The sequence below is a fragment of the Stenotrophomonas sp. GW821-FHT02D01 genome, from assembly GCF_059421765.1.
On record NZ_JBWKVP010000005.1, the window covers coordinates 120421 to 137952 of the forward strand.

Genomic DNA, 17532 nt, shown 5'->3' on the forward strand with positions numbered 1-17532 from the left:
CCGCGCACCCGTTTGGTGCATGTGCTTCTGCACCGCCCTGGGGCAGGCGCTTTGAAATCAACAACTTGTGAAGGCCGAAAAGTTGGCACGGTCGTTGCTGTACCTCAGCAGGCATTCATTCCCATCCGAGGTCGTACCGATGTCAGTGGAAAACGTTGAGAAGCTGATCAAGGACAACCAGATCGAGTTCGTCGATCTGCGTTTCGTCGACATGCGTGGCGTCGAGCAGCACGTCACCTTCCCGGTCAGCATCATCGAGCCGTCGCTGTTCGAAGAAGGCAAGATGTTCGATGGCAGCTCGATCGCCGGCTGGAAGGGCATCAACGAATCGGACATGGTGCTGCTGCCCGATACCGCCAGCGCCTACGTCGACCCGTTCTATGCCGATCCGACCATCGTGATCAGCTGCGACATCCTCGACCCGGCCACCATGCAGCCGTACGGCCGCTGCCCGCGCGGCATCGCCAAGCGCGCCGAAGCCTACCTGAAGTCCTCGGGCATCGCCGAAACCGCGTTCTTCGGCCCGGAGCCGGAATTCTTCATCTTCGATTCGGTCCGTTTCGCCAATGAAATGGGCAACACCTTCTTCAAGGTCGACTCGGAAGAAGCCGCCTGGAACAGCGGCGCCAAGTACGACGGCGCCAACAGCGGCTACCGTCCGGGCGTGAAGGGCGGTTACTTCCCCGTTCCGCCGACCGACACCCTGCACGACCTGCGTGCGGAGATGTGCAAGACCCTGGAACAGGTCGGCATCGAAGTGGAAGTGCAGCACCACGAAGTGGCCACCGCCGGCCAGTGCGAGATCGGCACCAAGTTCAGCACCCTGGTGCAGAAGGCCGACGAACTGCTGCGGATGAAGTACGTCATCAAGAACGTCGCCCACCGCAACGGCAAGACCGTCACCTTCATGCCCAAGCCGATCGTCGGCGACAACGGCAGCGGCATGCACGTGCACCAGTCGCTGTCCAAGGGCGGCACCAACCTGTTCTCCGGTGACGGCTACGGCGGCCTGAGCCAGCTGGCGCTGTGGTACATCGGCGGCATCTTCAAGCATGCCAAGGCGATCAACGCCTTCGCCAACTCGGGCACCAACAGCTACAAGCGCCTGGTGCCGGGCTACGAAGCCCCGGTGATGCTGGCCTATTCGGCGCGCAACCGTTCGGCCTCGTGCCGCATTCCGTGGGTGTCCAACCCGAAGGCGCGCCGCATTGAAATGCGCTTCCCCGATCCGATCCAGTCGGGCTACCTGACCTTCACCGCGCTGATGATGGCCGGCCTGGACGGCATCAAGAACCAGATCGACCCGGGCGCACCGAGCGACAAGGATCTGTACGACCTGCCGCCGGAAGAAGAGAAGCTGATCCCGCAGGTCTGCTCCTCGCTGGACCAGGCGCTGGAAGCGCTGGACAAGGACCGCGAGTTCCTCAAGGCCGGTGGCGTGATGAGCGATGACTTCATCGACGGTTACATCGCGCTGAAGATGCAGGAAGTGACCAAGTTCCGCGCGGCGACCCACCCGCTGGAATACCAGCTGTACTACGCCAGCTGACCGGCTGCGATGGCGGTGGGTACCCCCTCCCACCCGCCGCCATCGCATCCGTCTTTGCGGCTGGGGAGCCGCAGGGCGGGCTCCGGCCCGCCGTGGTAGAGCGGGCCGTTGGTCCGCTGCATTGGAAACGCGGGCCCTTGGCCCGCAGATCCAGGGGCAAGAGAGAGACCGGACACGCGACATGGGCCGCCCTCCCTCCCGCGTCGGCCGTGCAAGGAGAGAGGCACGGCTGTCCCGGCCCGTTTCGTGTCCGGTGCAACAGCCACGGCCATCACCACGATGGCCCGTGGTTGCCTGATGCCATCGCGCGTTCGCGCGCTGGCCCCATCCACCATCGGGACATGCGCATGAAACTGATCTCCGCCATCATCCGACCGTTCAAGCTCGACGAGGTCCGAGAGGCCCTGTCCGATGCCGGCGTGTCGGGCATCACCGTGACCGAAGTGAAAGGCTTCGGCCGCCAGAAGGGCCACACCGAGCTGTATCGCGGTGCCGAGTACGTGGTCGACTTCCTGCCCAAGATCAAGATCGAAACCGTGGTCACCGACGAACGTGCCGATGCGGTGATCGAAGCGATCCAGTCGTCTGCAGGCACCGGCAAGATCGGCGACGGCAAGATCTTCGTGACCGCTGTCGAGCAGGTCATCCGCATCCGCACCGGCGAAATCGGCGCCGACGCGCTGTAAGCCCCCTTCCGGAGACTCCCCCATGAAGATGCGCCTTCTCACCGGGTGGCAAGCCCGGTTCCATCTGGTGTGCCTGCTGATGCTGTTCAGTGCGCTGGCCGCCGGTGTCTGGCCAGGCAGTGCACATGCCCAGGCCCAGGTCACGCCGCTGCAGAGCGAGGCCGTGGCCGTCGAGCCCTTGCAGGACCCGACCGCCGCTGCGCCTGCGGCTGCCGAAGCGGTGGCCGCGCCCGCCTATGACCACGGCGACGTCGCCTGGATGCTCACCTCCACCCTGCTGGTGCTGCTGATGGTGGTACCGGGCCTGGCCCTGTTCTATGGCGGCCTGGTGCGTTCAAAAAACGTGCTGTCGGTGCTCAGCCAGATCCTGGTGGTGTTCTCGCTGGTGCTGCTGTTGTGGGTGGCCTATGGCTACAGCGCAGTGTTCAGCGCCGGCAATCCGTTCTTCGGCTCGTTCACCGAATTCGCCTTCCTCAAGGGCTTCACCCCGGAGTCGGTGGGCAACACGCCGATCAAGGGGCTGCCGGACTACCTGTTCGTCGCCTTCCAGTCGACCTTCGCCGGCATCACCACCGCGCTGATCGTCGGTGCCTTCGCCGAGCGCATCAAGTTCCGCGCAGTGCTGCTGTTCTCGGCGCTGTGGTTCACCCTCAGCTACATCCCGATGGCGCACATCGTCTGGGGTGGTGGTTACCTGGGTGAGATGGGCGCGATCGATTTCGCTGGTGGCACCGTGGTGCACATCAACGCCGGCGTGGCCGGTCTGGTGGCTGCATGGTTCGTCGGCAAGCGGCTGGGCTACGGGCAGACCGCATTGAAGCCGCACAACGTGCCGTTCACCTATATCGGCGCGATGCTGCTGTGGGTCGGCTGGTTCGGCTTCAATGCCGGTTCTGCCGCCGCCGCCGACACCGTCGCCTCGCTGGCCTTCCTCAACACTGTGCTGGCCACCGCTGCTGCGGTGCTGGGCTGGACGCTGGTTGAAGCGATCAGCAAGGGCAAGCCGTCGGCACTGGGCGCGGCCTCGGGTGCGGTGGCAGGCCTGGTCGGCATCACCCCGGCGTGCGGTACCGTCGGCCCGCTCGGCGCGATCGTCATCGGCCTGGTTGCCGGCGTGGTCTGCGTGTGGGGCGTGACCGGCCTCAAGCGCCTGCTGAAGGTGGACGACACCGCCGACGTGTTCGGTGTGCATGGCGTGGGCGGCATCGTCGGTGCGATCCTCACCGGTGTGTTCAGCGCGCAGTCGCTGGGCGGCACCAAGGCCGATCTGGATATCGGCCACCAGGTGTGGGTGCAGGTGGTCAGCGTCGGCCTCACCGTGGTCTGGTCGGCCGTGGTGACCGCAGCCATCCTGCTGCTGGTCAAGGTGGTGGTCGGCCTGCGGGTGACCGAGGAGGCCGAGCGTACCGGCCTGGATGTCACCTCGCATGGTGAATCGGCCTACGAGGCCTGATGCATCTACATGGTGGGTGCCGACCGTTGGTCGGCACTGCACCTGCTCTGGTGGGCGCCAAGCTTGCTCGGCACTGCACCTGCTCTGGTAGTTGCCAAGCTTGCTTGGCACTGCACTTGCTCTGGACTGCTCTGCTCTGGTGGGTGCCGACCGTTGGTCGGCACGGTCGGTGGCCCAGCCACGCATGGCGTGGCTCTACTCCTGCTCTGGTGGGTGCCGACCGTTGGTCGGCACGCTCGGTAGCCCAGCCACGCATGGCGTGGCTCTACTGCATCGTCCGGGCTTATCGCGCACAATCGGGGCATGCACCCGATCCGCACTTCCCTGATGCTCTCGGCCTGCCTGCTGCTGGCCGCCTGTGCCTCCACGCCGCAGGAAACCCGCAACCCGCTTGCCACCTGGGTGCCGTCGCCGAACCGGAACGCGCGCACGCCGGTCATCATCGTCATCCACCACACCGAGCAGAAATCGGTGCAGCAGAGCCTGCACACGCTGCGTACCGCCAACAGCGGCGGGCGGGTCAGTGCGCATTATCTGATCGGCGCCGATGGCCATCGCTACCAGCTGGTGGCCGATGAGCGCCGCGCCTGGCACGCCGGTTCCGGGCGCTGGGGCACCATCACCGATCTGAACTCCGCGTCCATCGGCATCGAGCTGGACAATGACGGTCGTACGCCTTTCAGCCCCGCGCAGATCGAATCGCTGATCGTGCTGCTGCGCGACCTCACTGACCGGCTGAACATCCCGCCGCGGCAGGTGATCGGTCACGCCGACCTGGCACCGACGCGAAAGGAAGATCCCAGCCGCTTCTTCCCGTGGCAACAGTTGGCCGAAGCCGGTTTCGGCGTGTGGCCGCGCGCTGCCGATGGTGCTGCGCCGGAAGGCTTCGATGCATGGGCCGCGCTGGCGCGCTTCGGTTATCCGCTCGACAACCGCGAAGCAGCGGTACAGGCGTTCCACCGCCGTTTCCGTGGCAGCGACACCCTGCCGAAAACACTCGACGCCGAAGACGCGCGCATCCTGCATTCGCTGTTGCTGCAGACCCCGTAGCCGGTAGCGCCGGGCCATGCCCGGCGAGCGCACCGCGCGGGATCCGCTTCTCGCCGGGCATGGCCCGGCGCTACCCAAGGTTGCCGCGCCACCATCGGCCCCACTACATTGCGACGATGATCACTGTTACGTCGCCGCGCGCGCTCCTCACTTTCTTGGCCGTTGCCCTGCTTGCCGGCTGCGCCACCACGGGTACCCGGCCTGAAGCGCCGGCCGCTGCCAAGCCCGCTGCCGCCACCTACGCCAAGGTCGACTGGAAGGCTCTCCCGGCCGTATCCGATACCGACCTGCAGGCCGGCTTCGCCGCTTGGCGCAGCGGCTGCACCCGCCTGAAGAACGATGCGACCTGGGCCAAGCCCTGCGCGACCGCCAGCACCGTGTCCGACAAGGACGCTGCTGCGATCCGCGCATTCCTGCAGCGCGATCTCGATGTCTATTCCCTGCGCGCCGGCGGCCATCGCGCCGACGGCCTGATCACCGGCTACTACGAACCCATCTATCCGGGCAGCCTCACCCGTACCGACACCGCCACCGTGCCGGTGTACGGCACACCCGATGATCTGGTGGTGGTGCAGCTGGACAGCGTCTATCCCGAACTGAAGGGCAAGCGCCTGCGCGGTCGCGTGGAGGGCAAGGTGCTCAAGCCCTACGACGATGCCGGCAGCATCGCCAGCAGGGGGGCCAAGGCGCCGGTGCTGGCCTGGCTGACCGATCCGATGGACCTGCAGCTGCTGCAGATCCAAGGTTCGGGGCGGGTGCGCCTGGCCGATGGCAAGCAGGTGCGGCTGGCCTATGCCGAACAGAACGGCCATCCCTATCGCGCGATCGGCCGCTGGCTGGTGGAGCAGGGCGAGCTGAAGAAGGAAGACGTCACCATGGACGCGATCCGCGCGTGGGCGAAGGCACATCCGGCGCGGGTACCGGAACTGCTGCGCAGCAATCCCAGCTACGTGTTCTTCGTGCGCAGCGCGGACAGCCCGGAAGGTCCGCGCGGTTCGTTGAACGTGCCGCTGACCGCCGGCTACAGCGTGGCGGTGGATCGCACCGTGGTGCCGCTGGGCAGCCTGCTGTGGCTGTCGACCACGCGCCCGGACGGCACGCCGGTGGTACGCCCGGTGGCCGCGCAGGACACCGGTGGCGCCATTGCCGGCGAGGTACGTGCCGATCTGTACTGGGGCAGCGGCGATGCCGCCGGCAAGCTGGCCGGCGACATGAAGCAGCAGGGCAACCTGTGGCTGCTGTGGCCGAAGGGTGTGGCGTTGCCGCAGTAGGTCAGCAGGGGGCAGATCCCCCTCCGCAGGAAAGGGATCTGACCCCCATATGCCTGATAATGGCGCCATTCCGAACTTTCCGGTCGCGCATGCGGCCAGGACCCATGCAATGAAATACGCAAAGAACAACGCAAAATCCAACACGAAGAAGTACTACAAGCACTGGGCCGAATCGGGCTTGGGCAAGGGCAACGTGCTGATGGAAGCCCGTGGCGAGAAGATCGTGCGCCAGGTGGAAATCTACGGGGCCAAGGTCGTGTGGGCCGATGAAACCGGCCAGAGCGATGACCGCTTCGTGCTGGCCGACCAGCCGGTGTCGTTCATGGATTTCGACGAAGACGACGAAATCAGCGCGCGCGAGTTTGAAATCGCCTGGAAGAAGGCCCGGGAAGCCACCGGCTACCCCGTCTAAGGTCGAGGGAGCTGCAGTCATCGGATGGCTGGCGGAATCGAAATGTTATAAAGTTTCATTTCCAACCTCCCGCCCGCCCCCTGATGAAGACTCCCACGCTGGTGGCCGCGCTCGCGGCCGCCCCGTTCGCCCCTGAAGCATTCGCCCAGTCCGCCGACGCCGCGCTCACCCTGGGCAAGGTCGATGTGCACCAGCACAGCGAGGGGCAGCTGAGCGCGCACCAGGTGCTGACCTCGGTGGACGTGCTGGGCGCGGACCAGATCGAAAACCGCAACGTGTCGCACAGCTGGGAACTGCTCGGGCAGATGCCCGGCATCCAGCTGACCGAAACCCGGCAGGGTGCAGAGTCGGGCAAGGTCAGCTTCCGCGCCTTCAACGGCGAGGGCTACCTCAATGCCATCAAGACGCTGATCGACGGTATCCCCAGCAACGTCAACAGTGGCAACCAGCGCTTCATCGACATGCTGTTTCCGCTGGAAATCAGCTACATCGAAGTGGTGCGCGGTACCAACGATCCGCGCTACGGCCTGCACAACATCGGCGGCAACGTGAACTTCGGCACGCGCCAGGGCGGCACCTACACCGACGGGCGACTGGCCTATGGCAGCTACAACACCCGCGATGTGCAGCTGGCGGTGGGCCGCGAAGCCGACGGCTTCGCGCAGAACTACTTCGTCGGTACCCAGGCCAGCGACGGCTACCGCGACCACGACAGCTCGAAGAAATACGCGCTGGGTGGCAAGTGGTTCTTCGGCTCGCTGGAGGAGGGGCTGCGCATCGGCCTGACCGCGCGCGCCTACCATCATCAGGCCGACGAGCCCGGTTTCATGACCGCGGAAGAGCTGCATGCGGGCCGCCGCCGCAGCGACCTGCGCAACGCCAATGACGGCGATGACCGCGACATGCGCCAGTTCGCCGCGCACCTGGACATGAAGCTCAGCGACGCGGTTACTTTCGGCACGCGGCTGTACTACAACCGCTATGAAGACGACCGCCGGGTGACCTTCAGCGATCTGCCCAGCGGTAATCTGCCGCGCCAGCGTCGTGTCTGGGACGAGCGCCAGACGGGCCTGCTCGGTACGCTCACCTGGCAGGCCAGCCCCATGCTTACCGTGGAGGGCGGGCTGAACTACGAGCAGCAGGACAACGGCTACCGTCGCGAGCGCTACGCCTACGCCGAGCCCACCGATTTCAGCCAGGCACCGGCACGCGTGCAGAACAACGACCGCCACAGCTTCGACAACTGGGGCGCTTACGTGCAGGCGATCTACCAGCCAGCCGACGCATGGAAGATCGTGCCGGCCTACCGCGTGGACCGTTTCAGCGGCCACACCCGGCTGATGAACGGCGCCACCGGCCGCCTGCAGGACTACGGCAGCATCGGCCAGCCCAAACTGAGTGTCATCCACAGCCTGGGTGAGCACACCCACGTCTACGCCAACTGGGGCCGTACCTTCCAGGTGCTGACCGGTTCCACCGCGCCGGCCTACCTCACCCCGGGGCAGGCACCGATGCGGCCCTCCACCAACACCGGCATGGAGCTGGGCCTGAAATTCCAGCCCTTCGCCGGCAGCCAGGCCCGGCTGGCGGTATGGCAGCAGGACGCGGAAAACGAAGTGTCCAACATGCCGGCCACCGGCACCACGGTCACGCTGGGCAAGACCCGCCGCCGAGGCGTGGATGCGCAGATCAGCGCGCAGCTGGGTGACGCGTGGACGCTGTGGGCCTCGCACGCCTACCAGGAAGCGAAGATCACCCGCGACGACCGCGCCGCCGGCGTGACCCTGCAGGGACGCGAAGTGGCCGCCACCCCGCGCCACATCAGCAACCTCGGCCTGGACTACCAGGCCAGCGATGCGCTGCAGCTGGGCCTGCAGGCACGCGCGCAGGGCGATTACTACCTGGAAGAGCGCAACGTCACCGGCAAGTTCGGCGGCTTCGCCGTGCTCGACCTCAGCGCCAAGTACCAGATCACCCCGGCCTGGAGCGTGGACCTGCAGCTGAAGAACGTCACCGGCCGCGACTATGCCTACGCGTGGTACGACAGCTTCTTCTGGGACAGCGCCCGGCCGATGTTCTCGCCGGCCCCGGGCCGCGCGCTCTTCGTTGGGCTCAACATGAAGCTGTAACCGGCCACGGTAGTGGTCGAGCTTGCTCGACCTGCAGGGGTCAGATCCCTTTTCGCGAGGAAAGGGCTCTGACCCCACACCCACGTTTTGCACTACATTGGTGCAATGTCCGACCCCGCGCCCCCGCCGTCCCTCGATGCCCTCGGCACGCCGCTGGCCTGGGCCGGGCCCGATGGCCGCATCGCCGGCTGCAACCCGGCCTTCGCGCGCTGGCTGGGCGTCAGCGGCCGGCGCCTGCTCGGTCAACCCTTGGCCGCGCTGGAAGTGCAGGGTGAGGCGCTGGCCCATTTCCTGGCCCGCGACGAGCGCGACAGCCTGCGCCTGAACCGGCTGGCGTTGGCGCTGCCGGGCGAAGCCGCGCGTTTTGCCGAAGGCTGGATGAGCCGCCGCGACGATGGCGGCTGGCTGCTGGAGGCGCATCCGGTCGATGAGTTCCCCGGGCTCGACCCGACCCAGGCCCTGCCCAGCGCGCTCAGCGCAGCGCTGAAGGGCCTGGCGCACGAACTGCGCAATCCGCTGGCCGGGTTGAAGGGCGCCGCACAGCTGCTGGCCCGCCGCGCGGCGCAGCGCGATGCCAGCGAACGCGAGCTGATCGACCTGATCGGCTCGGAGATCGAGCGGCTCAATGGCCTGCTGGAGCAGCTCCTGTCACCGGCACCTGCCGCGCCGCATGCGGCGCTGAACATCCACGCCGCATTGGAGCGCGTGCTGCGCCTGGCCGAGAACGAGGCCGGCTGGGCGGTGCGCCTGCAGCGCGACTACGACCCCAGCATCCCCGAATTCGATGGCGACGCCGATCGCCTCACCCAGGCGGTATGGAACCTGGTGCGCAATGCCATCCAGGCCGGTGCCGGCAACATCACCCTGCGCACCCGCGTTGAACACGGTGTGCGCATCGCCGAGCAGCTGCACACCCTGGCGTTGCGGCTGGAAATCGCCGACGACGGCCGTGGCGTGCCCGAAGAACTGGCCGAACACCTGTTCCTACCCCTGGTCAGCGGTCGCGCCGAAGGCACCGGCCTGGGCCTGGCGCTGGCCCAGCAGGTCGCGCGCGAGCATCGCGGCACGCTGACCTACCGGTCGCGCCCGGGCCATACCGTATTTACCTTGCTGCTGCCGATCGGCAACGGCACCGCCGCCGCCGAGGAGGCCCCGCGCGATGTCTGAGTCTTCCGCGTCCCCGCCGTGCATCTGGGTGGTCGACGATGACCGCGCCGTGCGCTTCGTGCTGTGCACCGCGCTGCGCGAGGCCGGCTACCAGGTGGTCGACTTCGACAGCGCCGCTCCCGCATTGCAGGCACTGGCTGATAGCCCGCCGCCTGCGCTGCTGTTCACCGACGTGCGCATGCCCGGCGACGATGGCCTGGTGCTGCTGGACAAGCTAAAAGCCGCGCTGCCGCAGCTGCCGGTGGTGGTGATGTCGGCCTACACCGACGTCGCCAGTACCGCCGGTGCGTTCCGCGGCGGTGCGCACGAGTTCCTGTCCAAGCCGTTCGATCTGGACGACGCGGTGGCACTGGCCCAGCGCGTGCTGCCTGCCGTGGCGCCGGCGATGGCCGCGCCCACGCCTGCTGCAGAAGGCGCCAGCGACCAGCCGCCGCAACTGGTGGGCGATACGCCACCGATGCGCGCGCTGTTCCGCGCCATCGGCCGCCTCGCGCAGGCGCCGTTGGCGGTGCTGATCATCGGCGAAACCGGCACCGGCAAGGAGCTGGTGGCCAATGCGCTGCACCGCGAGTCACCGCGTGCGCAGCATCCGTTCGTCGCGCTGAACACCGCCGCCATTCCCGCCGAGCTGCTGGAAAGCGAGCTGTTCGGCCACGAGGCCGGTGCGTTCACCGGCGCGCAGCGGCGCCACATCGGTCGCTTCGAGCAGGCCAATGGCGGCACCCTGTTCCTCGATGAAATCGGCGACATGCCGTTGCCGTTGCAGACGCGCCTGCTGCGCGTGCTCGCCCAGGGCGAATTCTTCCGCGTGGGCGGACGCGAACTGATCCGCGTCGATGTGCGCGTGGTCGCCGCCACCCACCAGGATCTGGAAGGGCTGGTCGCGCAGGGAAAATTCCGAGCCGACCTGCTGCACCGCCTGGACGTGGTGCGCCTGCAGCTGCCGCCTCTGCGCGAGCGCCGCGAGGACATCGCGCAACTCGCCACCACCTTCCTGGCCGCTGCCGCGCGCAGGCTCGATACGCCGCCCAAGCGGCTGACCGCCGCCGCCCTGCAGGCGCTGCGCGAGCACGACTGGCCGGGCAACGTCCGCGAACTGGAAAACGTGTGCTGGCGCATGGCCGCACTGGCCGCCGCCGATACCATCGGTGTGGCTGATGTTGATACCGCGCTCAACCGCGCCCGCAGCCGGCGCAGCAGCACGGCCGCCGGTGACCCGGGCCAATGGGAAGCGCTGCTGTCCGAATGGGCACGCCGGCAGCTGGCCGAGGGCACCGAGGGCCTGCACGCGCAGGTGCGCGAACGGGTCGACCACGCGCTGTTGGAGGCCGCCCTGCAGATCACCCACGGTCGTCGTGCCGAAGCCGCCGCGCGCCTGGGCCTCGGCCGCAATACGCTTACCCGCAAGCTGGGCGCCGGTCGCCGCCGCGGCGGCCATTGAACGGTGCCTGCACGCGATCCTCGCACCCGCTTGCCGAACTGTTGATCCTCCATGGACGATGCCGTCCGTAGTGTTACCTGCAAGGAGTCCTCGATGCGTTTGTCCTTCGCCCTTCTGCCGCTGTCCGCTGCCGTGCTCCTGTCTGCCTGTGGCAGCGCACCGAAGAAGACGCCGCAGCCCACACCGCCGCCGGTGGTCACCACGCCCGTGGCCCAGCTCGCCGAAGCCAACTTGGCGCCAGCCTCGGCCAGCATCGTCAGCGGCCGTCTGGTGTTGAAGACCGAAAGCGGTGGCGTGCACTTGACCGGCCTGGTCGGCGGCCTGCAGCCGATGCAGCAGGCCGGCTTCCACATCCACGAGCGCGGCGACTGCAGCGCGGTGGACGCCAGCAGCGCCGGCAACCACTTCAATCCCGCCGGTGTCGCGCACGGTCGTGCCGGCAGCGGCAAGCACCACCTGGGTGACATCGACAACCTGCAGGCCGACGCGCAGGGCCGCGCCAACATCGATGTGCATCTGAAGGGCGTTACCCTGGGCGGAGGCGCCGCCACGGATATCGCCGGGCGTGCACTGGTCGTGCATGCCAGGGCCGACGACTATCGCAGCCAGCCCGCCGGCAATGCCGGCGTCCGCATCGCCTGCGGCGTGATCCGGGTAACCCGCTGATCACACCACCGGCATTTCCCAAGGAGAGTTTCCATGCGTCTGATCCACACTTCGCTGTTCGCGGCCATCGCTGCACTGGGCCTTGCCGCCTGCAACCAGCAGCCGGCAGCACCGGCAGCCGAAGCCCCGGCCACCACCCCGGCCGAAGGTTCGGCAGCGCCGGCCGACCCGGCGACTGCACCGGCTACCGCAGCGGCCCCGGCAGCCGATGCCTCGGCCACTGCCGAACTGGCACCGACCCAGGGCAATGAAACCAAGGGCTCGATCACCTTCAAGCTGGTCGACGGCAAGGTGCACGCATCCGGCCAGATCAGTGGCCTGAAGCCGGGCAGCGAGCACGGCTTCCACATCCACGAGAAGGGTGACTGCAGCGCGCCGGACGGCATGAGCGCCGGTGGCCACTTCAATCCGGGCAAGCAGGACCACGGCAACGTGGCCACTGATCCGCACCACGGTGGCGACATGCCCAACATCAAGGCCGACGACAAGGGCGTAGCCACCATTGATGGTCCGGTGTCGAGCAACGTCAACATCGGCAAGGGTGATGATTTCGACATCATCGGCCGCGGCCTGATCGTCCACGCCGACGCGGACGACTACAAGACCCAGCCGACCGGCAACGCCGGCGCGCGACTGGCGTGCGCGGTGATCAGCAAGGCTCCGTAAGGGCGGTTCTTCTGGAAATGGAAAACGCCGGCAAACGCCGGCGTTTTTCTCTGCCCCCTGTAGAGCCGGGCCAGGCTCGGCTGCGCTTCAGGCGGCCTGAGTCGAGCATGGGCTCGGCTCTACAAAAAGATCAGTCAGCGGGACCTCAGGAGCAGTGCATCGCGTCGCTGCCGCAGTTCAGCGCATTCGGCGGGGCCGCTTTCACACAGGATCGAGATGTCGGTCTGCATGTGGGCCTTACCCGTCGTGGCATCGATCACTTCGCGCTTGAATGTGCGCACCACGGCTGGTCCCGTGTGGTGGGGCGGTACCATCACCAGCCAATGGGTCAGGGTCACCGGCTTCAACCGTCCCTTGGTCGTCTCAATTTCCCGCATGATCGCGCCAACACTGGTGTTGTAAAGCGTCACTCCGGGCTGACTGGGCTGATCCGGCGCAAGATCTACGCCCTTCATGTTCGGCAGCTCTTTGACGAAGCCGGCGACGGTGCCGAACTCCAACAGTGCGTCATTTGCGATCACGACATCATCCGGCTCCGGTTCTGACGCCGCCGGGGCCGGCAGCTGGCTCCGCGGTTGGAAGTTGAACGACTGGGTGAAGCTGATCCAAGGGTGCTTCACGGGCGTGTCCCGCGGGCAGGTCAGACGCCAGTTCCGTGCGGCGGTGAGCAGCGTGTCATCGATGCGCGCATCACCACTGCTCCTGCCGATCTTCACCTCCGTTATTGCCGGATCGCCGGCCATCGGGCGCAACCAGACCTCCACCGAGCCGCGCAGACCGCTGGACCGCAGTGCGCTGGAGAACCTGGGCTCGTTGTCCGCCCAGCTCAGGCGGTCCAGCCGGCAGGCCGGCTCCGGAACAGGCACGACCGGTTGCGCGATGCCGCCCTGGCCCTGGCACAGATACTGCCAGCTGAGGGCCGCCTTCCGGGCTGCATCATCCAGCAGCCGGTTGCGGGAGCCGTTCAGCACACGCGCATCGTGGGCGCGGCCCTGCGCATCCACGCTGACCTGCACCTTGACCGTGTTGCTGAAGCTGACATTGCTGTCGTAGACCTCGGGCTCTGCCACGGCAGCAGCGAAGGCCGGCGCAAGTGTGCAGGTGGGTGTCGCGGCAATCGGTGCTGCCGCCTGCGCCATGATGGGAAGGCCACATATGGTGGTGGCAAGCAGGGTCAACCCTGCCGATTGAATCGTATGCAGCATGCAGTTCGTCGTGGTCCGCGCATGAGCGGTCCATGCACAAGCCCGTAATGATCACACATCGAGCCGCCGAACCGGTCGGCGGCGCGTGGTGCGGCTTGATCAGCGCGCCAGCAGCTCGCGCGCGTCCTGGCCGGCTTCGCAATGCACGAACAGCACCGGCACACCGTGCGCTTCCAGCACCGCGGCCATCTGCCGCTGGCGCATCAGGAACTGCTCGTAGATGCCCTGCAGTCGCTCGCAGTCGCCCTTGCCGTGGTTGTAATGCGCGCACCAGCCGGCCGGGTCGAACAGCGCCATGCGCGCTTCGCCCTGCGTATAGCGCAGCAACGGCTCGGGCGCGTCGCTCAGCCACTCGTCCTGGCCCGGGGCCATGATCGCGGTTTCAATCAGCGGCCACAGTGCGGCCAGGCCTTGGTTGTCGTACTGCATCGACATCATCGCGGCCAGGTCGTTCACGGTGAAATAGCGTGCGTGCTCCACGCGCGCACCGAACGTGTTCTGTGCCATCAGCGCGGTATCGGCATGGGCCATGCCATTGGCCAGCAGCACCTCTTCCAGCGCATCGGCCACGGCTGTCGTGGTTGCCACGTCGGTACCGGTCAGCAGGAACGGCACCACCCGCAGGCCACCGCCTCCCAAGGTAGCGTCGGCTTGGAACGGCAGCGGCACATCACCGCTGGCGTCGGCGCCGAAAGCCAGCACGCGCGGGCCCTGGTTGCTACCGGGCGCGCGCATCTGCAGTTCTTCCAGGCGGCGATGGATCGGCCAGCCCGGGCGAAGCACTTCGGCCGGATCGAAATGGGCGGCGGCGAACACCAGGTCCAGCTCGGCCACCTGTGGCACCAGCTTGGACAGGTCGCGGCCGACGCGTTCGGCCAGTTCACCGGCCTGTTCAGCGCTGAGCACCGCCTGGCGGGGGATTTCGCCGCCGGCCAGTTCCAGGGCCAGCACGCCAAGGGCATTCATCGCAGGGTCGGGTTTGCTCATGGTTCCACGGTTGGCCCATCACAGGGCGGCAGCTACACTTGGCCCCATTATGCCTGCTCTGTCGTGCAGGCCATGTTGCAGACACCCTCATCCATGCCAGGTATCTCCATGCCCAACGCTCGTCCCGTCGCCATCCTCGGTGGCGTCCGCATTCCGTTCTGCCGGCAGAACACCGCGTATTCGGATGTCGGCAACCTCGGCATGTCGGTGCGTACGCTGGGAGCGCTGGTCGAGCGCTTCGGCCTGCACGGCCAGCAGCTGGGCGAAGTGGCGATGGGTGCGGTCATCAAGCACTCCAGCGACTGGAACCTGGGCCGCGAAGCCACGCTGTCCTCGGGCCTGTCGCCGTTGACCCCCGGCATCACCCTGCAGCGCGCCTGCGGCACCTCGCTGGACAGCATCATCACCGTTGCCAACAAGATCGCCCTGGGCCAGATCGAGTCCGGCATCGGCGGTGGTTCGGACACCACGTCCGACGTGCCGATCGTGTACGGAAAGAAGCTGCGCGCGCGCCTGCTGGCTGCCAACCGTGCCAAGAGCACCGGCGACAAGATCCGCGCACTGACCTCCGGCTTCAAGTTCGCCGAACTCAAGCCGGAGTTTCCGGGCGTGGCCGAGCCGCGTACCGGCAAGAGCATGGGCGACCACTGCGAGGACATGGCCAAGGAGTGGAACATCTCGCGCGACTCGCAGGACGAGTGGGCGGTGTCCTCGCACAAGAAGCTGGCTGCAGCCTATGAGCGCGGCTTCTTCAATGACCTGATCGCACCGTTCCGCGGCGTCGAGCGCGACAACATCCTGCGTGCCGACACCTCGCTGGAGAAGCTGGCCACGCTGAAGCCGGCCTTCGACAAGGTATCCGGCCGTGGCACCCTGACCGCAGCCAACTCCACCCCGCTGACCGATGGCGCCGCCGCGGTGCTGCTGGCCAGCGAAGAGTGGGCGCGCGCGCATGGCCACGAGCCGCAGGCCTACCTGCGCGACGCACACGTGTCGGCCGTCGATTTCGTGCACGGCGAAGGCCTGTTGATGGCGCCGACCGTGGCCGTGCCGGAGATGCTCAAGCGCAACGGCCTGACCCTGCAGGACTTCGATATCTACGAGATCCACGAAGCCTTCGCCGCACAGGTGCTGTGCACCCTGCGTGCGTGGGAGAGCGAGGATTACTGCCGCAACCGCCTCGGCCTGGATGCGCCGATGGGCCGCATCGACCCGGACAAGATCAACCTGCTGGGTTCGTCGCTGGCCACCGGTCACCCGTTCGCCGCCACCGGTGCACGCGTGATCGCCACGGCGGCCAAGCAGCTGGCCGAGCGCGGCGGTGGCCGTGCGCTGGTGTCGATCTGCACCGCCGGCGGCATGGGCGTGGTGGCGATCGTCGAACGTTGAACGCCACGGTAGTGCCGGCCGCTGGCCGGCAACGTTGGAATTGAAAACGCCGCCCGATGGGCGGCGTTTTCGTTGATTGCATCCCCTGGTGGGTGCCGAGATTGCATCCTCTGGTGGGTGCCGACCGTTGGTCGGCACACCTTCAGCCAGGGTCACGGCATCCGCGGGTTGCCGAACGCGTCGCGCTCCTCATTGGCGTCGTACACCGGCGGCAGCGGTGCAATCGGCTGCTCCTCGAGGGTCGCATGCAGCGGCGGGTCGACCACCGCTGCCGGTGCACGCACCAGCGCCACGCTGTCTTCGCCACGCTGCAGGCGCAGCGCGTTGGCCAGGCACTGCGCGGCCAGCACGTGTTCGCCACGTTGCGCGAAGGCTTCGCCCAGCGCTTCCCACGCAGGGGCGCCGGCACCCGCGGCGATGGCTTCATGCAGGAACGCATCGGCCGCGTCCCACTGTTGCTGCGCCAGCGCGATGCGGCCCTGGGCCAGGCGCAGGGCGGCCGAGTCGTCGTGCACGTTGCGCCAGCGCTGCAGGTTGGCCTGGCGCGTGGCCAGACGTTCGGCCGGCAGACGGCCATACACGGCCACCAGTTCGTCATCCCAGCGGTGGTCCAGCGCCTGCTCAAGCGCCAGCAGTGCCGGTTCGTCCCAGTCCAGTGCAACCGCACGGGTGGCGTAGGCGGCAACCACGTCCGGTGTCGGTCGCAGCGCCTTCGGCGTGGCTTCCCACTGCGCAGCAAGGGCGTTGACGTCGCCCGCTTCCAGCAGCGCCTGTGCGGCCAGGCGTGCTTCCAGCTCGCTGCTGGCCTCGGCCGGCAGCACCTTGGTCTGGCGCAGCGCGCCCAGCTGGCCGTAAGCCTCGTGCGCGCGGCCAGCACGTGCCAGCGCTTCGGTACGCAGCCACAGACCACGCGGCGGCAGCGGCTGGATCGCCGCCACATCCAATGCGTTGATCGCATCCACCGGCAGATCGTTGGCCAGCAGCTGTTCGGCACGCAGCAGTGCCTGCAAGGTCGCATCGCTTTCGCCCAGGCGCTGCAGCAGCGCCTCGGCAGCGGGTGCATCGGCCCGCACCTGCGCGCTGCGCACGGCATTGGCCAGGGCAACCCCGCTCACTTCCGGATCCTTGGCGGCGCCATCCAGCAGCTTCTCGGCGCGCTGCCACTGGCCATGCTCATAGGCCAGCAGACCATCGATCAGGCGCACCCGGCCCTGCTTGCGGCGGTAGCGGCCCCAGGCACGGAACGGTGCGGCGATCAGGCTCCACAGCAGCCACAGCACCAGCACGCCGATCACCGACAGCAGCGCTACCTTCGGCAGGTTGCTGTGGTAGTCGTAGCCGCCATAGCGCAGGGTCACTTCGCCGTAGCGGTTCAGGTCATCGGTGCCGAGCCATTGCGCGGCAACTACGCCAATGGCCACTGCCAGCAACAGCACGACCAGTGATTGCAGGGGTTTCATA

15 protein-coding genes are annotated in these 17532 nt (G+C 67.3%); 12 read left to right on the top strand and 3 right to left on the bottom strand.

The features are described 5' to 3' along the window. The first annotated feature begins 139 nt into the window (after positions 1-139). From glnA to AC07UW_RS12155, 11 genes are all read left to right on the top strand, one after another. A complete protein-coding gene (gene glnA / locus AC07UW_RS12105) occupies positions 140-1549 on the top strand; it encodes a type I glutamate--ammonia ligase (RefSeq protein WP_059063220.1) in 1410 nt (469 codons plus the stop codon). Positions 1550-1896: 347 nt separating this feature from the next. Continuing rightward, positions 1897-2235, top strand: a complete 339-nt coding sequence (locus tag AC07UW_RS12110) for a P-II family nitrogen regulator (protein ID WP_004134334.1) — start codon at positions 1897-1899, stop codon at positions 2233-2235. A 22-nt stretch (positions 2236-2257) separates the two neighbouring features. Then, a complete protein-coding gene (locus tag AC07UW_RS12115) occupies positions 2258-3688 on the top strand; it encodes an ammonium transporter (protein ID WP_495212136.1) in 1431 nt (476 codons plus the stop codon). A gap of 303 nt (positions 3689-3991) precedes the next feature. Then, entirely contained in the window at positions 3992-4738 is a 747-nt protein-coding gene (locus AC07UW_RS12120) for an N-acetylmuramoyl-L-alanine amidase (RefSeq protein WP_495212137.1), read from the top strand. Positions 4739-4854: 116 nt separating this feature from the next. After that, positions 4855-6009, top strand: coding sequence for a murein transglycosylase A (gene mltA, locus AC07UW_RS12125; protein ID WP_495212138.1), 1155 nt, complete (start codon positions 4855-4857; stop codon positions 6007-6009). A gap of 109 nt (positions 6010-6118) precedes the next feature. Further along, complete coding sequence (locus AC07UW_RS12130; protein WP_033832709.1) at positions 6119-6421, top strand: hypothetical protein; 303 nt, start codon at positions 6119-6121, stop codon at positions 6419-6421. Between the two features lie 83 nt (positions 6422-6504). After that, a complete protein-coding gene (locus tag AC07UW_RS12135; protein ID WP_495212139.1) occupies positions 6505-8550 on the top strand; it encodes a TonB-dependent receptor in 2046 nt (681 codons plus the stop codon). Positions 8551-8655: 105 nt separating this feature from the next. Continuing rightward, the gene (locus AC07UW_RS12140; protein WP_033832857.1) at positions 8656-9717 is read left to right on the top strand and encodes a two-component system sensor histidine kinase NtrB; all 1062 of its coding nucleotides are present in this window, start codon (positions 8656-8658) and stop codon (positions 9715-9717) included. Continuing rightward, a complete protein-coding gene (gene ntrC / locus AC07UW_RS12145; protein ID WP_223497434.1) occupies positions 9710-11158 on the top strand; it encodes a nitrogen regulation protein NR(I) in 1449 nt (482 codons plus the stop codon). The genes AC07UW_RS12140 and ntrC overlap by 8 nt, the downstream gene beginning before the upstream one ends. 93 nt (positions 11159-11251) lie before the next feature. After that, entirely contained in the window at positions 11252-11824 is a 573-nt protein-coding gene (locus tag AC07UW_RS12150) for a superoxide dismutase family protein (protein WP_223497435.1), read from the top strand. Positions 11825-11857: 33 nt separating this feature from the next. Further along, entirely contained in the window at positions 11858-12490 is a 633-nt protein-coding gene (locus AC07UW_RS12155) for a superoxide dismutase family protein (RefSeq protein ID WP_105163227.1), read from the top strand. Positions 12491-12624: 134 nt separating this feature from the next. Here the strand turns inward: AC07UW_RS12155 and AC07UW_RS12160 are convergent, their stop codons facing one another. Both AC07UW_RS12160 and AC07UW_RS12165 read right to left on the bottom strand, forming a co-directional pair. Then, positions 12625-13695 (bottom strand): TonB family protein, encoded by a 1071-nt coding sequence (locus tag AC07UW_RS12160; protein WP_495212140.1) that lies wholly within the window; start codon positions 13693-13695, stop codon positions 12625-12627. A 99-nt stretch (positions 13696-13794) separates the two neighbouring features. Then, positions 13795-14682, bottom strand: coding sequence for a hypothetical protein (locus AC07UW_RS12165; RefSeq protein ID WP_495212141.1), 888 nt, complete (start codon positions 14680-14682; stop codon positions 13795-13797). Positions 14683-14775: 93 nt separating this feature from the next. Between AC07UW_RS12165 and AC07UW_RS12170 the strand changes: the two genes are divergently transcribed. Continuing rightward, the gene (locus AC07UW_RS12170; protein WP_088100805.1) at positions 14776-16071 is read left to right on the top strand and encodes an acetyl-CoA C-acetyltransferase; all 1296 of its coding nucleotides are present in this window, start codon (positions 14776-14778) and stop codon (positions 16069-16071) included. A gap of 152 nt (positions 16072-16223) precedes the next feature. Here the strand turns inward: AC07UW_RS12170 and AC07UW_RS12175 are convergent, their stop codons facing one another. Continuing rightward, the gene (locus tag AC07UW_RS12175; RefSeq protein ID WP_336023216.1) at positions 16224-17531 is read right to left on the bottom strand and encodes a heme biosynthesis HemY N-terminal domain-containing protein; all 1308 of its coding nucleotides are present in this window, start codon (positions 17529-17531) and stop codon (positions 16224-16226) included. Position 17532 lies beyond the last annotated feature (1 nt).

Coding starts and splice junctions, on each gene's coding strand:
- glnA (WP_059063220.1), top strand. CDS start 140: ATGTCAGTGGAAAACGTTGAGAAGCTGATCAAGGACAACCAGATCGAG.
- AC07UW_RS12110 (WP_004134334.1), top strand. CDS start 1,897: ATGAAACTGATCTCCGCCATCATCCGACCGTTCAAGCTCGACGAGGTC.
- AC07UW_RS12115 (WP_495212136.1), top strand. CDS start 2,258: ATGAAGATGCGCCTTCTCACCGGGTGGCAAGCCCGGTTCCATCTGGTG.
- AC07UW_RS12120 (WP_495212137.1), top strand. CDS start 3,992: ATGCACCCGATCCGCACTTCCCTGATGCTCTCGGCCTGCCTGCTGCTG.
- mltA (WP_495212138.1), top strand. CDS start 4,855: ATGATCACTGTTACGTCGCCGCGCGCGCTCCTCACTTTCTTGGCCGTT.
- AC07UW_RS12130 (WP_033832709.1), top strand. CDS start 6,119: ATGAAATACGCAAAGAACAACGCAAAATCCAACACGAAGAAGTACTAC.
- AC07UW_RS12135 (WP_495212139.1), top strand. CDS start 6,505: ATGAAGACTCCCACGCTGGTGGCCGCGCTCGCGGCCGCCCCGTTCGCC.
- AC07UW_RS12140 (WP_033832857.1), top strand. CDS start 8,656: ATGTCCGACCCCGCGCCCCCGCCGTCCCTCGATGCCCTCGGCACGCCG.
- ntrC (WP_223497434.1), top strand. CDS start 9,710: ATGTCTGAGTCTTCCGCGTCCCCGCCGTGCATCTGGGTGGTCGACGAT.
- AC07UW_RS12150 (WP_223497435.1), top strand. CDS start 11,252: ATGCGTTTGTCCTTCGCCCTTCTGCCGCTGTCCGCTGCCGTGCTCCTG.
- AC07UW_RS12155 (WP_105163227.1), top strand. CDS start 11,858: ATGCGTCTGATCCACACTTCGCTGTTCGCGGCCATCGCTGCACTGGGC.
- AC07UW_RS12160 (WP_495212140.1), bottom strand. CDS start 13,695: ATGCTGCATACGATTCAATCGGCAGGGTTGACCCTGCTTGCCACCACC.
- AC07UW_RS12165 (WP_495212141.1), bottom strand. CDS start 14,682: ATGAGCAAACCCGACCCTGCGATGAATGCCCTTGGCGTGCTGGCCCTG.
- AC07UW_RS12170 (WP_088100805.1), top strand. CDS start 14,776: ATGCCAGGTATCTCCATGCCCAACGCTCGTCCCGTCGCCATCCTCGGT.
- AC07UW_RS12175 (WP_336023216.1), bottom strand. CDS start 17,531: ATGAAACCCCTGCAATCACTGGTCGTGCTGTTGCTGGCAGTGGCCATT.